Source organism: Actinotalea solisilvae (genome assembly GCF_016464425.1).
GTDB lineage: Bacteria > Actinomycetota > Actinomycetes > Actinomycetales > Cellulomonadaceae > Actinotalea > Actinotalea solisilvae.
Genome location: NZ_JADDKQ010000001.1, coordinates 477,124 through 491,944 on the forward strand (window position 1 = coordinate 477,124; position 14,821 = coordinate 491,944).

The following is a 14,821-nucleotide window of genomic DNA, read 5'->3' on the forward strand; positions in this document are numbered from 1 at the left end:
TTGACCCGGCTGCTCCGGGGCAAAACCGAGGTTAGGAGCGAGCCGACGCGACGACCTGGGACGTTGGTCCGATCACAGCCCCGCCGTCGGTCGCCTCGCGCAGGGCGCGCAGCAGCACACGGTTGAACGCGAGCGGCGCGTGGCTGTTGACGTCGTGCCCGGCCCTCGGCACGACGTGCAGGCGTGCGCGGGGGTGCGCGAGGCGGAACCGCCACTCGTCGAGCCGGAGGGGGTCGCGCACCCCGTTGACGAGCCAGACCGGCATCCGCAGCCCCCGCAGGTCGGCGAGCGCCGAGTAGCCGCGCATCGCGGTGAGCATGTCCGCGACGACGTGCCACGTGTGCCCGGACGGGCGCAGCGTCCGCGCGACGCGCAGCGAGAGCGCACGGTACGCCGCAAGCGGCTTGCCCCGGATCTCCGTCGAGCAGCCCGCCAGCACCAGGCCGGCGACCTTGCGCGGGTGACGGGCCGCGAACGCGAGCGACGCGTACCCGCCCAGCGACAGCCCCACGAGGAGCACCGGGCCCGGGACGCTGTCGACGGCGCGGTCGATCGTCGCGAGCGCCTCCGCGAACGTGAACGTCTCGCCCGCGCGACGGCCGTGACCGGGCAGGTCGACGGCGAGAGCGGCGTGGCCGGCGTCCCGCACCGCGCTCATCTGCTGGTGCCAGATGGCCGACGACGTCCGGGTGCCGTGGACGAACACGACGGGGATCACGCGTCACGCCTCCGCCCTGCGCGCGGTACGGCCCGGCCACGCCGGGACTCGTCCGGCACGCGCGCTGTGTGCCGGTGGGGATCCGATGGTAGGTCGGTACGGCGCCCGGCGCCCGGCGGCGGTCCGCCGACGGCCCGGGTCCCGCGGCACGGGACAATGGCCTCATGAGCGCCACCGTGCAGGTCAGGAACGTCGGGGCGGCCTACGGCGACCGGACCCTCTTCACGGGGGCCGAGCTCGTCGTCGCGCCGGGCGACGTCGTCGGCCTCGTCGGCCCCAACGGTGCGGGCAAGTCGACGCTGCTGCACATCCTCGCCGGGCGCCGCACGCCCGACGAGGGCGCCGTGGCGGTCTCCCCGCCCGACGCGCAGCTGGGCCTGCTCACGCAGGAGGTCGAGCGGCGCGACGGCGAGTCGGTGTGCGCCCACCTCGAGCGGCGCACGGGCGTGGCCGACGCGCAGGCCGCGCTCGACGCCGCCGCCGATGCGCTCGCGACCGACGCACCGGACGCGGGCGACGCCTACTCGGACGCGCTCGAGACCTGGCTGCGGCTCGGCGGCGCGGACCTCGACGCGCGCATGGCGACGGTCGCCGAGGAGATCGGCCTGGGCGTCGACCTCGACCTGCCCATGACGGCCCTCTCCGGCGGGCAGGCAGCGCGCGTGGGCCTCGCCGCGCTCCTGCTCTCCCGGTACGACCTCTACCTGCTCGACGAGCCGACGAACGACCTCGACGCCGCCGGTCTCGCACTGCTCGAGGACTTCGTCGACCACGTGGAGGCTCCCGTCGTCGTCGTGAGCCACGACCGGGAGTTCCTCAGCCGGACCGTGACGGCCGTCGTCGAGATCGACCGGAGCCTGCAGCGGGTCCAGCTCTACGGCGGCAGCTACGACGCCTACCTCGAGGAGCGGTCCGTCGCTCGGCGCCGCGCCCGCGAGGCGTACGAGGAGTACGCCTCGCGGCGCGAGGCGCTCGAGGCCCGCGCCCGCACGCAGCGCGCCTGGATGGAGAAGGGCGTGCGCAACGCCCGGCGCAAGGCGACCGACAACGACAAGCACCTCAAGCACTTCCGCGGCCAGACGTCCGAGAAGCAGGCCGCGAAGGCCCGCCAGACGGACCGCATGATCAGCCGGCTCGAGGTCGTCGAGGAGCCCCGCAAGGAGTGGCAGCTCCAGCTCACCATCGCCTCCGGCCCGCGGTCCGGCGCGGTCGTGGCCGTGGCGCGCGGCGCGTCCGTGCGCCGTGGCGACTTCGTGCTCGGCCCGGTGGACGTGCAGGTCGACTGGCAGGACCGGATCGCCGTGACGGGACCGAACGGCGCGGGCAAGTCGACGCTCCTCGCCCTGCTGCTCGGCCGCCTGGAGCCGACGTCGGGCGCCGTGGACCTCGGCGCGGGCGTGCTGGTCGGCGAGGTGGACCAGGCGCGCCGGGCGTTCGAGGGCGACGAGCCCCTCGTGACCGCCTTCGCGCGCGAGGTGCCGGACTGGCCGACGGCGGACGTGCGCACGCTGCTGGCCAAGTTCGGCCTCGGCGGGCACCACATCCACCGGCCCGCCGTGTCGCAGTCCCCCGGCGAGCGCACGCGCGCCGCGATGGCCCTCCTCCAGGCCCGCGGGGTCAACCTGCTCGTGCTCGACGAGCCGACGAACCACCTCGACCTGCCGGCGATCGAGCAGCTCGAGGCGGCGCTCGACGCCTTCGACGGCACCATCCTGCTCGTCACGCACGACCGGCGGATGCTCGAGACGGTCCGGCTGACGCGGCGCCTGCACGTCGAGGACGGTCAGGTCACCGAGGTCACGCCGGGCTGAGCGGCGGACCGCCCGGGTCGGCGCGCGCACCCGCGACGACGCGGTCGAAGAACGCCGACTTGCGCTCCTCGTAGCCGGCGGCGTCGCCGGTCTTGAGGGCGTTGTACTCGGCCAGCAGGGCCGGCTCGGCGGCGACGCGGCGCCACGTCACGGTAAACCGGACGTCGTGCTCGCTGCCCACGGGCGTCACGGCGACGCCCGTGGGCAGGGGCGCGTCGGGCACCGCGAACGTCGCGAGCGTCGGCTGCCAGATCTCGGGGTGCACGACGTCGTACACCGTGCGGAGCGTCCGCACGGCAGCGGCGAGGAGCGCAGGCTCCACGCGCAGGTGCAGGTCGACGTCGCCCCGGGTCAGCGCGCCGGGGACGCTCGACCCGCCCACGAGCTCGAGGTCGCCGCCGACGCCGAGCGCCGCGAGGCGCTCGCGCTCGGCGGCGAGGATCGTGCGTGCCGTCGGGAGCAGGTCGTCCGACCGCTGCACGCCGCCTCCCCGGGTCGCCCGCGCGGGTGCGCGGTCGACGTCAGCGAACCACGCTCAGCCGACGGGCGCGCCGTCGAGCCCGAGCGCCGTCCGGATGAGCTGCGCGGCGGTGCCGGGCACGGGCAGCTCCGCCAGCCGGTCCGCGGTGTCCTGGTCGGTCCCGGCGTCGGCGATCGCCTGCCAGGCGGGGACCTCGGCCTCGAGCTCGAGGGCGAGCGCCTCGACCGCGGGCGCGACCTCGGCGGGCCAGACGGCCGTGCGCAGCCCCTCGACGAACTCCTCGTACCCCTGGGCGAGCTCGCCCGAGACGTCGCGCAGGCCGGGCATGTCGCTCACCGCGATCGCGGCGTCGAACTCGTCGAGCAGGGTGTTCGTCGGCTCGACGAGGACGAGGTAGTACTCCCCCGCCTCCTCGACCGTCATCGGGACGTCCGCAGCCTGCGTCGTGGCGTCCTCGTCCGACGTCGTCTCCGCGACGACCGAGCGCTCGACCGCGACGGTCGACGCGCTCTCGTCGGCGGCGGGCGCCGGTGTGCACGCGGCCAGCGCGAGGGCGACGACGGCGCCCAGCAGGGGCGCGGCGGCGACGGCTCGGCGGGTCATACCGTGTTCATCGACCCGCCCGACGGCGGTCTTGACCCGTCGGCGGGGGTGATTGTCCCGACGAGCGCCAGGGACGGGCGCCGCACACGACGAAGGCCCCCGACCGGCGGGTCAGGGGCCTTCGTCGTCGCTGTCTCAACGAGTGTCCGGAGGGGGACTTGAACCCCCACGCCCTATACGGGCACTAGCACCTCAAGCTAGCGCGTCTGCCATTCCGCCACCCGGACAGGTGGTCTGTCAGGACCTCGTCGGTCCCTCCAGCGCGGCAGCAAAGATAGCACGCGCCGACGCGGTCGGATGACCAGGCCGGCGGGGTCGGGCTGCGGCACACTGAGCCCGACGGCGTCGTGGGCGCCGGCCGAGCGGGAGGTGCGATGTCCGACCAGGACGACACGACGACGGCCACCGAGAGCGAGCGCGGACGGCTCTCCCTGCGGCACCTCGCGGCGGCGAGCCCTGCGGCGAAGCGCGTCGCCGGCGCCCGGCGCAACCCCAGCGTCGTCGGCTACGAGGAGACCGCTCCGCACTGGCTGCGGGTCGTCGCCGGCTGGTCGTGGCGCGTGCTCGTCGTCGTCGCCGCGGTCGCGCTCGTGTTCTGGGCGACGTCGCGCGTGCTGCTGCTGTTCATCGCGGTCTTCATGGCACTCGTCTTCACCGCGGTGCTGCGCCCGATCGTCGACTTCCTGGACCGGTTCATGCCGCGCGGGCTCGCGACGGCCCTGTCGATCCTCGGGTCGATCCTCGTCGTCGCGGGGCTCTTCACGTACGTGGGGCTCTCGGTCGCGAACCAGTGGGAGTCGCTCGGCGAGCAGTTCAACTCCGGCATCGGGACGATCCTGTCCTACCTCGAGGACAGCCCCCTGCACCTCACGGTCACGGCCGAGGACGTGCAGGGGTGGATCGCGTCCGGCCAGGAGTGGCTCCAGCAGAACAGCAGCACGGTCGCGAGCCAGGCCCTGACGAGCGCGGGCTCGGTGGCCCAGGTATTCACGGCCCTCGCCCTCGCGACGTTCTGCACGGTGTTCTTCGTCACGCGCGGCACGGAGATGTGGACGTGGTTCCTCAACCAGCTGCCCATGCGCAACCGGGAGTCGTGGCACGTGGGCGGCGGCGTGGCCTGGTACACGTTCTCGGGCTACACCCGGGGCACGTTCATCGTGGCGGCGGCCGACGGCGTCCTGGCCGTGATCATCCTGCTCGCCCTGGGCGTGCCGCTCGCGGCACCGCTCGCGGTCCTCGTCTTCATCGGCGCGTTCATCCCGCTCATCGGCGCGCCGCTGGCGATGGTCGTGGCGATGGTCGTCGCGCTCGCGGCGAACGGGATCGTCAACGCGATCCTCGTGGGCATCGGGATCGCGCTCATCGGCCAGTTCGAGGGGCACATCCTCACGCCGCTGGTCATGGGCAAGCAGGTCTCGCTGCACCCGGTCGCGGTCGCGCTGGGCGTGACCGCGGGCACGCTCGTCGCGGGCATCCTCGGCGCCGTCATCTCGGTGCCGCTCATCGCGGTGGCGTGGGCGGTGTTCGCGCGGCTGCGCCACCTCGACCCGCCGACGGACTTCAGCGACGAGGAGCTCGAGCACGAGCCGCCGCCCGAGAGCGACCGGATCGCCGACGGCGAGCCCGTCGGGGACGCCGCGCGCTGACGCCCGGGCGCTGCCGGTCCGGGCCACGTCGCGCGGCCTCCGGACGCCGGGCCGTCAGTGGAAGTCGCGCGACGCCGTCGGGACGCGCAGCGACAGCGGGGCCAGGTGCTCCGCGAGCAGGTTGGTCGCGCCGTCGGCCCGCTCCAGGCGTCCGCGCACCACGAGCGCCGCGGAGGTGCGGGCGACGGTCCGGAAGCGGCTCCACAGCCCCGACGTGCAGATGACGTTGAGCAGGCCCGTCTCGTCCTCGAGCGAGAGGAACGTCACCCCGCGCGCCGTGCCGGGACGCTGCCGGTGGGTCACGACGCCCGCGACGGCGACGCGGCGGCCGGGCTCGTGCTCGAAGGCCGTCGCGACCCGGAGGACGCCTGCCGCGTCCAGACCCTCGCGCACGTACTGGGTCGGGTACGAGTCGACCGAGACGCCCGTGGCCCAGACGTCGGCGACCGCCGTCTCGACGCGGTCCATGCCCGGGAGCACGGGGGCGTCGATGCCCACGGCCACGCCGGGCAGGGTGTCCGGCCCTTCCTGCGCGAGGGCCCCCGCGGCCCACAGCCCGGCGCGCCGGTCGACGCCCAGGGAGTCGAGCGCACCCGCCGTCGCGAGCGACTCGACCTGCGCCGTGGTCAGCCGCACGCGCCGGACGAGGTCGCGCAGCCCGACGAACGGCCCGTTGCGGGTGCGCTCGGCGACCAGCTCCTCCGCGAGGGCGTCGCCGATGCCGCGCACCGAGGCGAGCCCGAGGCGGACCGCCGGACCGCGCAGCGCCGCCTCGGTCGGCCGGGCGACCCCGACGACGGCGGGGCCCTCCGCCGGCGGCTCGTCGTCGGGCACGGCTGCGGCGTCGTCGGGCTTGACCTCGAGGTCCGCCTGCACCTGGGAGGCCTGGACGTCGGGCCGGAGCACGACGACGCCGTGCCGGCGCGCGTCGGCGACGAGGGACTGCGGCGAGTAGAAGCCCATGGGCTGGGCCGCGAGCAGGCCGGCACAGAATGCCGCCGGGTGGTGCACCTTGAGCCAGCAGCTCGCGTACACGAGGTAGGCGAACGAGAACGCGTGGGACTCGGGGAAGCCGAAGTCGGCGAACGCCTTGAGCTTGTCGTAGACCTGCTCGGCGACGTCGGGCGGGACGTCGCGCGCGGCCATGCCGGCCATGAGTCGCTCGCGCAGCGCCTCCATCTTCTCCATCGACCGCTTGGAGCCCATGGCGCGGCGCAGCCGGTCCGCCTCGGCGCCGCTGAACCCGGCGACGTCGATCGCCATCTGCATGAGCTGCTCCTGGAACAGCGGGACGCCGTGGGTCTTGGCGAGCGACTTCTCGAGGAGCGGGTGGAGGAACGTCACGGGCTCGCGCCCGCGCACGCGGTTGATGTACGGGTGCACGGACCCGCCCTGGATGGGGCCGGGACGGATGAGCGCGACCTCGATGACGATGTCGTAGAAGCACCGCGGCTGCAGGCGCGGGAGGGTCGCCATCTGCGCGCGCGACTCGACCTGGAACACCCCCACCGTGTCCGCCGCGCACAGCAGGTCGTAGACCGCCGGGTCCTCCTGCGGCAGCGAGTGCAGGCCGAGCCGGACGCCCTCGTGCTTCTCGATCAGCTCGAACGCGATGCGCAGGGCCGAGAGCATGCCGAGGCCGAGCAGGTCGAACTTCACCAGGCCCGCGTCGGCGCAGTCGTCCTTGTCCCACTGGAGCACCGTGCGGCCGGGCATGCGCGCCCACTCGACCGGGCACACCTCGATGACCGGGCGGTCGCACATCACCATGCCGCCCGAGTGGATGCCGAGGTGCCGCGGCAGGCGCAGGAAGCGCTCGGCGAGGTCGATCACGGGCTCCGGGATGGCGCCCTCCTCCTCGGCGGACGGCGGGCGGCGCTCGGGCACGACGTCGTGGCCGTCCTCGGTCACTGCGCCGACCGGGAGGTCGCTCGAGTGCCGGCGGGCGGCGGCACGCCCCGACGGCACCGCAGCGCGCGCCGGCGGCTCCGCGGCACGCCCCGACGACTCCGTGGCCACCGGGTCGACGACGGGCGCGACCGGCCCGGCCTTGGTCAGGTGCCACCACGACGTCGGCTTCTCCGGCCCGCGCAGCGACCCCCAGCGCTCGATGCTCTTGCTCCACGCGTCCTGCTGGCCGACGTCGTACCCGAGAGCGCGGGCGGCGTCGCGCACCGCGGACTTGGGCCGGTAGGAGATGACGTTGGCGACCTGCGCGGCGTGCCGGCGGCCGAACCGCTCGTAGACGTGCTGGATGACCTCCTCGCGGCGCACGGACTCGATGTCGACGTCGATGTCGGGCGGCCCGTCGCGCTCGGGGGCGAGGAACCGCTCGAACAGCAGGCCGTGCCGGACGGCGTCGACCGCGGTCACGCCGAGCGCGTAGCAGACGGCCGAGTTGGCGGCCGAGCCGCGGCCCTGGCACAGGATCCCGCGCTCGTGGCAGAAGGACACGAGGTCGTGGACGATGAGGAAGTACCCCGGGAAGCCGAGCGTCTCGATGACGTCCAGCTCGTGCGCGATCTGCGCGTACGCGCCCGGGACGCGCTCGGCGTCGGGCGGGCCGTACCGGTCGAGCGCACCGCGCCGGACGAGCTCGCGCAGCCACGTCGCCTCGGTGTGCCCGGGCGGCACGGGGTACGGGGGCAGGCTCGGCGCGACGAGCGCGAGGTCGAACGCGCACTCGGCGGCGAGCTCGGCCGCCGTGCGCACCGCCTGCGGGTGGCGCCGGTGCCGGGCGACCATCTCGGCCGCCGAGCGCAGGTGCGCGCCCGGGCCGCCGGGCAGCCAGCCGTCGACGTCGTCGAGGCTCGAGCGCGCACGGACCGCCGCGAGCGCGGCGGCGAGGTCCGCGTCGGCGGGGGTCGCGTAGTGCACGGTGCCCGTCGCGACGAGGGGCAGGCGCGCCGCCGCCGCGAGCTCGGCGAGCGCGTCGCAGCGCTCGGAGTCCCAGGGGTCCCCGGTGTCCGTGATCTCGACGGCGACGTTGTCCCGGCCGAACAGGTCGGTGAGGCGGTAGAGCTCGGCGCGCGCCGCCGCGAGGTCCCACCGACCCTCGGGCCCGTGCGGCTCGAGGGCCTGGCGCACGGCGCCCTTGCGGCACCCCGTGAGCACGAGCCACTGGCCGTCGGCGGCCTCGGCGAGCGCGGGCAGGCGGTGGTCGGCCATGCCCTTGGTGCCCGTCGCGAGGTGGGCCTCGGCGATCGCGCGCGACAGCGACCGGTAGCCGTCCGCACCGCGCGCGAGCACGAGCAGGTGGGTCGCGCGCGGGTCCGGTGTGCCCGTCGGCTCGTCGAGCACGCCGCCGGGCATCGGCAGGTGGAGCTCGGAGCCGAAGACCGTCGGGAGCCCGACGTCGCGCGCGGCCTGGGCGAACCGGACGACGCCGTACAGCCCGTCGTGGTCGGTGAGCGCCAGCGCGTCGAGACCCAGCCGGGCGGCCTCGCGCACGAGCTCCTCGGGCTGGCTCGCGCCGTCGAGGAAGCTGAACGCGGAGTGCGCGTGCAGCTCGGCGTAGCGCGCGCCCGTGCCGCCGTCAGTCATAGCGCGCCTCGACCGCCCAGACGCCCTCGCGCAGCACGAGCAGGACGGCCCGCCCGTCCCCCAGCGTCGCCTGGACGTACACCAGGCGGCGCGGCTCGGGACCCCACCAGCGCTGGACCACCGGCCACGGCCCCGCCCAGCCGGTGACCGGGGTCTCGCGCTCGGGCAGGTCGCCCTGGGCGGGCCACCACACGACCGCGGGCTCGGCGCTCACCTGCAGGCGCGCGTCGACCTGCACGCGGCGCCCGTCGGCGCCCACGAGCTGGACCACCTGCGGCTCGACGAGCACGGTCGCGGGCGCCGGCCGCGGCAGGCGGCCGGGCCACGGCGCCGTCGTGGGGCGGGACGACGGCGGCTCCTCGCCCCACGGGACGAGCCGGACCTGGTCGCGCACGTCGCGGCCGCCCTGGAGCGCCGGGCTGAGCACCTTCTCGGCCCCGATGAGGCCCTGGACGCGGTGCAGGGCGCGCTGGGCGCGCAGGTCCGAGCCGCTCGGGTTGCCCCACAGCCGCCCCTGCTCGGCGCCGACGGCGACGACCTCCTCGGCGCGCAGCCCGAGCCGCACGAGCGGCGCGGGCTCCGGGTCGTGACCGGCGCCGGCACGCGTGCCCTGGCGGGTCAGCCACCCCTCGAGCTGCCAGCGGACCCGGTCCGTCATGCGCGCCACCGACATGCCGCCGAGGGCGGCGTCCGTGCGCCACGTGCGGACCAGCTCGTGGCCGTCCTCGGTGCGCGCGGTGATCTGCAGCCGGCCGCAGCCCGCACCGCGCGCCTGGAGCTGGGCGTGGAGGTCCTCGGCGAGGCGCCGCGCGGCGAACGCCGCGGCCTCGACGCGCTCGACCGGCGGGTCCATCTCCTGCTCGACGGCGACGTCCGCCTCGAGCCGGCGCAGCGCGGTCGGCCGGTCGTCCCGGCCGGACGCCACCGCGTGCGCCCACGCGCCGAGCCGCCCGAACCGGGCCAGGACGTCGGCCGCGGGCAGGCGCGCGAGGTCGCCCAGCGTGCGCAGGCCGAGGCGGTGCAGCAGGTCGACCAGGTCCGGGACCTGGGCCGCGACGTCCCCCGTCGCGACGTGCAGCAGCTCGCCCACCGCGAGCGGCGCGAGGAAGCCCGCGGCGCGGCCCGGGGGCACGAGGCGTGCGGACCGGGCGGCGAGCACGGCCGCGCCGGAGCCGTCGGCGACCCCCACCTGCGCCTCGTAGCCCGTGAGCTCGGCGACCTGCGCGACCAGGCGCTCCGCGAGCACCTCCTCCGAGCCGTGGTACCGCCCCGCCCCCTCGGCCGGCAGCAGGAGCAGCCCGGGTCGCGCGACCTCGATGCCCGCCACCACCGTCTCCGCCGCGGTCGCGACGGGCTCGAACAGCCGCACGTCGCGGCCGGGGTCGGCCGCGAGCAGCGCGAGCTCGGGGCAGCACTCCTGCGCGTGACGCCGGCGCATCCCCCGGCGCACCCCGGCCCGTCGTGCGGGTGCCGAGACGGCGACGACGCGCCGCCCGTCGTGCACCGCGGCGGGCTGGTGGGCGTCGACGTCCTCGGCGGTCATCGCGGCGAGGACCGGCCAGTCGGGCACCCAGACCGCGGCCGTGCGCACGGGCACGGCCGAGGGCGCGGCACCACGCGTCCGGCCGGGCGCGGTCACCCCGCCCTCCGGACGCCCGCGGCCCCGGGCACGTCCGAGGTGGTCGACGTCCCGGGCGCCCCCAGGCCACCCGGTGCGCCGACCACCTCGAGCACGGGAACGGCCTCTGCTCGCCGTTCCGCCACCGCCCGCGCGTCGGCGGGCAGGTGCACCTGCGCCCGCACCGGCTGCGCGGCGCTGCCCCGCCCCTGGCGCTCCACGACCAGGCGACGCGACCGCAGCCGGCCGTGCCCGCGGCCGAGGCCCTCCCACTCCTCGGAGCGCGCGGTGAGGACCACGTGCGCCCCGGGCCACGGCGTCGTCGGCAGGAGCACCGACGAGCGCTCGCGCGCCCGCGCGCTCAGCCGGCGACGGTCGCCGTCGGCCAGCGCGGCACCCGGACCGACGACGACGACGTCCACGCCGTCCAGCAGGGCCGCCACCACGGTCGGGCCGTCCGCGCCCGGGTCGGGGACCAGGACCACGCGGTCCAGCGCGATCCCCAGCTCGTGCGCCGCGAGCACCCCCACGCCCGGCAGGCCGACCAGGGCGACCCAGCTGCCCGCGCGGGACGCCTCGGCGAGGAGGCCGAGGACGAGCGACGTCGACCCGGCGACGACGACGGTGCTCCCCCGCTGCAGCGCGCCGAGCGGGAGCAGGCCCGCGAGCGCGTCCGGCACCGCGAGCAGCCGCTCGGGCGCCTCGGGGTCGCTCAGCTCCACCTCGGGCGAGGGGCGTGCCGGTGCGAGGACCGGCAGGGTCGTCGTCGTCCCCCGCGCACGGACGAGCGCCTCGGCGCCACGCGCCCGCACCGGACGGACCCAGCCGGACGTCCCGGTACGCTCCTCGGCACGCGCCAGGGCCGCCCGGGCGCGGGCCGCCCGGTCGAGGAGATCCGGCTCGTCCGCCACCGCCGTCATGCGCGCGGGCCTCCCTCGTCCGGGGTGCGCGGGGGCGCACCGAGCCGTGGTGACGAACGTGATGTTCGAACACCTGTTCGATCCCCTCCAGTACACGCCGCCCCGCGCACGGTGTCAATCGGCCCGGCGTGGCGCCCGGCGCGCCGCTCACCCGGACGCCGCAGAGGCCCTGATCCCGCCCGCGCGACCGACCGGCGCCCCGTCGGTCACCACCCGCGACCTCCCGGCGCCCCGTCCCGGCCGCGGCCTCACCCATGCGCTAGCCTTCTGATGGTTTGATGGAAACACTTAAGTCGTCACACGAGGACCGCCGATGCCCACCGCCCGCGGCGAGACGCCGCTCCACGAGATCAAGGCCGAGCTGTTCAAGGCCCTCGGCCACCCGCTGCGCGTCCGGGTGCTCGAGCTGCTCGCGCCCGGCGAGCGGCCCGTCAGCGCCCTGCTCGCCGAGACCGGGCTCGAGGCGTCGCACCTGTCCCAGCACCTCGCCGTCCTGCGCCGCACCGGGCTGGTCACCGCGCGCCGGGACGGCAACGCCGTGCACTACGCGCTCGCGCACCCCAGCGTCGCCGAGCTGATGACGGCCGCCCGGACCTTCCTCCTCGACTCGCTCGCCGGGACGCGCGCCGCGCTCGCCGACCTCGAGGAGCCCTTCGGCCGGACCGGCTCCCGGTGAGCGCGTGGGCCCGGCGCACCGCAGGCACAGCAGGCACAGCAGGCACAGCAGGCACCGCGGTGGGCGCCGCCTGGTCCGCCGACCTGCGGGCCGCGCTCGGCACGGCCGCCCGGCGCACGCTCCCCCGGCGCTCCGACTACGCCGGGCTCGCGCGCTCGTGGCGGGCCGACGCCGTCGCGGGCGTGACCGTCGCCGTCGTCGCGCTGCCGCTCGCGCTCGGGTTCGGCGTCGCGTCCGGCGTGGGCGCCGCGGCCGGGCTCGTGACCGCGGTCGTCGCCGGCCTGGTGGCCGCCGTCCTCGGCGGCTCGTCGCTGCAGGTCTCGGGTCCCACGGGCGCGATGACGGTCGTGCTCGTGCCGATCGTCGCGCGGCACGGGACCGACGCGGTCGCGGCCGTCGCCGTCATGGCCGGCGGCCTGGTGCTCCTGGGCGGTGTGCTCGGCGTGGGCCGCCTCGTCGCCTACATCCCGTGGCCCGTGGTCGAGGGGTTCACGATGGGCATCGGCGTCGTCATCGCCGCGCAGCAGGTGCCGCTCGCGCTCGACACGCCGCGTGCCGAGGGCGAGAACGCGGCGCTCGTCGCGCTGCGCACGGTCGCCGCGGCGGACTGGTCCGCGGCGTGGCTCCCGCTGCTCGTCGTCGCCGGCGTCGTCGGCGTCATGCTCGTGCTGCCGCGGCTCCACCGGACCCTGCCCGCCTCGCTGCTCGCCGTCGTCGCCGCGACGCTCGCCGCCGAGGTGCTCCACCTCGACGTCGCGCGCATCGGCCCGCTGCCGTCCCTGGTCACGGCGCCGAGCCTGCCCACGCTCACCCCCGAGGCCACGAGCGCGCTCGTGCCCGCCGCCGTGGCGGTCGCGGCCCTCGCCGCGCTCGAGAGCCTGCTCTCGGCGCGTGTCGCGGACGGCATGGCCGACGACCTCCCGCGCACCGACCCCGACCGCGAGCTCACCGGGCAGGGCCTGGCCACGATCGCCGCGGGACTCGTGGGCGGCATGCCCGCGACGGGGGCCAACGCCCGGACCGCGGTCAACGTCCGCGCCGGCGCGCGCACCCGGGCCGCCGCGGCGGCCCACGCGGTCGTCCTCGCCGCCGTCGTGCTCGTTGCCGCACCGCTCGTCGCGCGCATCCCGCTCGCGGCGCTCGCGGGCGTCCTGCTGGTCACGGCCGCGCGCATGGTCGACGGGCGCACCGCGCGCGCGATCTGCCGCTCGGGCCGCTCGGGCGCGACCGTCTTCGTGCTCACGCTCGCGACGACGGTCGTGTTCGACCTCGTCGTGGCCGTCGAGCTCGGCGTCGCGCTGGCGGGCGTGCTCGCGCTGCGAGCCATGGCCCGGACCAGCGGGCTGCACCGCGAGGAGCTCGACCTCGGCGAGGTCGACGCCGAGTCCGAGCGCGCCCTGCTGCGCGAGCACATCGCGGTCTACCGCATCGACGGCGCGCTGTTCTTCGCCGACGTCCGACGCTTCCTCGACGAGCTCGCCGCGGTGACGGACGTGCGCGTCGTGGTGCTGCGCCTGTCGTCGGTGCGCGTGCTCGACGCGAGCGGCGCCAACGCGCTCGGCGAGATCGTGGCGGACCTCCAGCGCCGCGGCGTCGTCGTGCTGCTCAAGGGGCTGCGCCCGGAGCACCGGAGGCTCGTCGAGGCGGTGGGTGCGCTCGACGCCCTCCAGCACGAGGCGCACGTGTTCGACCGGCTCGACGACGCCCTCGCGCACGCGCGCAGCCACGTCCACCGGGCGGTCGCCGCGTCCCGGGCGCCCGCCGCCTGACGCGGCGACGCCACGCAGCCGACGTGCGGCACGCGACGTCGTGCGCGTGAATGGGGCCACGAGCCGAGTCCCGCCCGACGGCGGCTGACGCGGCGGACGAGGAGGAGCCGTGGACCTGTCCCGACCGATCGCGCCGGAACCGTACGGGCTGCTGCCCCGGCTGCCCGCCCTGGCCGTGCGCAGCGACGACCTCGTCGACGGCGAGGCGATGCCGCACCGGCACACGGCTGCCGGCGGGAGCACCTCGCCGCACCTGGCGTGGGAGGCGCCCGAGGGGACGCGCAGCGTGGTCGTCTCGTGCTTCGACCCCGACGCGCCGTCGCCCGCGGGCTACTGGCACTGGACCGTGTGGGACCTCCCGGCGGGCACGACGTCGCTGCCCGCCGGCGCGGGCTCGCCCGACGGCGCGGGCCTGCCCGCGGGCGCGCGGCAGGCCCGGAACGACGGCGGTGGCGTCGGGTACACGGGCGCGGCACCGCCCCGGGGCGACCACGAGCACCGCTACGTGTTCGCGGTCCACGCGCTCGACGTCGAGACGCTCGACCTCGGCCCGGACCCGACGCCGACGTCGGTGGCGATCTCCGCGCTCTTCCACGCGCTCGCGCGCGGGACCCTCACGGTGACCTGCCGGCCCTGACCGGCGCCGCCGGGGGCGGCCGTGGCATCGCGCCATGGAGTGCGGGGTGCTCGGCCCCTCGTCCTGCGGTACGCAGCCGGTGCCGTGACCGTCGAGGGCGCGCGCCGCCGCGCCCTGCTGGCCGCGCTCCTCGCCAGCCGACGGCGAGGTCGACGCCGACGTCTTCACGAGCGCCTGCGGCGCAGCGCCCCGGCCGGCCCCGCGGACGCCGTCCGGCTGCTCGACGACGGGCTCGCGCTCACCGCGCGCACGACCGCCGCGGCGCCCGGCCGACGGCGTCGCCGCGGACGCCCGCGCCTCCGCGGCGCTCGGCGAGCTCGGCCTGCTGCCCTCGGCCGACCTGCGCTCCGCGCACACCGAGGCCCTGCGCGCGCCGACCGGGACCCGGACGGCCGCGGC

Annotated in this window: 11 protein-coding genes and 1 tRNA gene; 5 read left to right on the forward strand and 7 right to left on the reverse strand. The window is 76.6% G+C overall.

What is annotated here, in order from left to right:
- Positions 1 to 31 precede the first annotated feature (31 nt).
- Positions 32 to 718, reverse strand: coding sequence for an alpha/beta fold hydrolase (locus JIG38_RS02120; RefSeq protein ID WP_307844460.1), 687 nt, complete (start codon positions 716 to 718; stop codon positions 32 to 34).
- Positions 719 to 882: 164 nt separating this feature from the next.
- On the opposite strand from JIG38_RS02120, the gene JIG38_RS02125 reads away from it, so the two are divergent.
- On the forward strand, positions 883 to 2,529 hold the full coding sequence (locus tag JIG38_RS02125; protein WP_199421810.1) for an ABC-F family ATP-binding cassette domain-containing protein: 1,647 nt from the start codon (positions 883 to 885) through the stop codon (positions 2,527 to 2,529).
- On the opposite strand, the gene JIG38_RS02130 is transcribed toward JIG38_RS02125, so the two are convergent.
- The 3 genes from JIG38_RS02130 to JIG38_RS02140 all read right to left on the reverse strand — a co-directional run bounded on the left by JIG38_RS02130 (position 2,516) and on the right by JIG38_RS02140 (position 3,840).
- The gene (locus JIG38_RS02130) at positions 2,516 to 3,010 is read right to left on the reverse strand and encodes a GrpB family protein (RefSeq protein ID WP_199421811.1); all 495 of its coding nucleotides are present in this window, start codon (positions 3,008 to 3,010) and stop codon (positions 2,516 to 2,518) included. The genes JIG38_RS02125 and JIG38_RS02130 overlap by 14 nt on opposite strands.
- 54 nt (positions 3,011 to 3,064) lie before the next feature.
- Positions 3,065 to 3,613 (reverse strand): hypothetical protein, encoded by a 549-nt coding sequence (locus JIG38_RS02135; RefSeq protein ID WP_199421812.1) that lies wholly within the window; start codon positions 3,611 to 3,613, stop codon positions 3,065 to 3,067.
- 143 nt (positions 3,614 to 3,756) lie between these two features.
- Positions 3,757 to 3,840, reverse strand: a tRNA-Leu gene (locus JIG38_RS02140).
- 147 nt (positions 3,841 to 3,987) lie between these two features.
- Here JIG38_RS02140 and JIG38_RS02145 point away from each other — a divergent pair.
- Positions 3,988 to 5,259, forward strand: coding sequence for an AI-2E family transporter (locus JIG38_RS02145; RefSeq protein ID WP_199421813.1), 1,272 nt, complete (start codon positions 3,988 to 3,990; stop codon positions 5,257 to 5,259).
- Positions 5,260 to 5,313: 54 nt separating this feature from the next.
- On the opposite strand, the gene JIG38_RS02150 is transcribed toward JIG38_RS02145, so the two are convergent.
- From JIG38_RS02150 to imuA', 3 genes are read right to left on the reverse strand one after another with little or no spacing between them, the layout of a single operon-like run.
- Entirely contained in the window at positions 5,314 to 8,802 is a 3,489-nt protein-coding gene (locus JIG38_RS02150) for an error-prone DNA polymerase (protein WP_199421814.1), read from the reverse strand.
- Positions 8,795 to 10,441, reverse strand: a complete 1,647-nt coding sequence (locus JIG38_RS02155; protein WP_307844463.1) for a DNA polymerase Y family protein — start codon at positions 10,439 to 10,441, stop codon at positions 8,795 to 8,797. Before JIG38_RS02155 ends, JIG38_RS02150 begins: the two co-directional genes overlap by 8 nt.
- The gene (gene imuA' / locus JIG38_RS02160) at positions 10,438 to 11,340 is read right to left on the reverse strand and encodes a DnaE2-dependent mutagenesis accessory factor ImuA' (protein WP_199421815.1); all 903 of its coding nucleotides are present in this window, start codon (positions 11,338 to 11,340) and stop codon (positions 10,438 to 10,440) included. The genes JIG38_RS02155 and imuA' overlap by 4 nt, the downstream gene beginning before the upstream one ends.
- Positions 11,341 to 11,653: 313 nt before the next feature.
- Here imuA' and JIG38_RS02165 point away from each other — a divergent pair, with 313 nt between their 5' ends.
- From JIG38_RS02165 to JIG38_RS02175, 3 genes are all read left to right on the forward strand, one after another.
- The gene (locus JIG38_RS02165; protein WP_199421816.1) at positions 11,654 to 12,016 is read left to right on the forward strand and encodes an ArsR/SmtB family transcription factor; all 363 of its coding nucleotides are present in this window, start codon (positions 11,654 to 11,656) and stop codon (positions 12,014 to 12,016) included.
- A 59-nt stretch (positions 12,017 to 12,075) separates the two neighbouring features.
- Positions 12,076 to 13,785, forward strand: a complete 1,710-nt coding sequence (locus JIG38_RS02170; RefSeq protein WP_307844466.1) for a SulP family inorganic anion transporter — start codon at positions 12,076 to 12,078, stop codon at positions 13,783 to 13,785.
- A 109-nt stretch (positions 13,786 to 13,894) separates the two neighbouring features.
- Positions 13,895 to 14,422 carry a YbhB/YbcL family Raf kinase inhibitor-like protein gene (locus tag JIG38_RS02175; protein ID WP_199421817.1) on the forward strand — a complete coding sequence of 176 codons (528 nt, stop codon included), beginning with the start codon at positions 13,895 to 13,897 and terminating at the stop codon, positions 14,420 to 14,422.
- Positions 14,423 to 14,821: the final 399 nt, after the last annotated feature.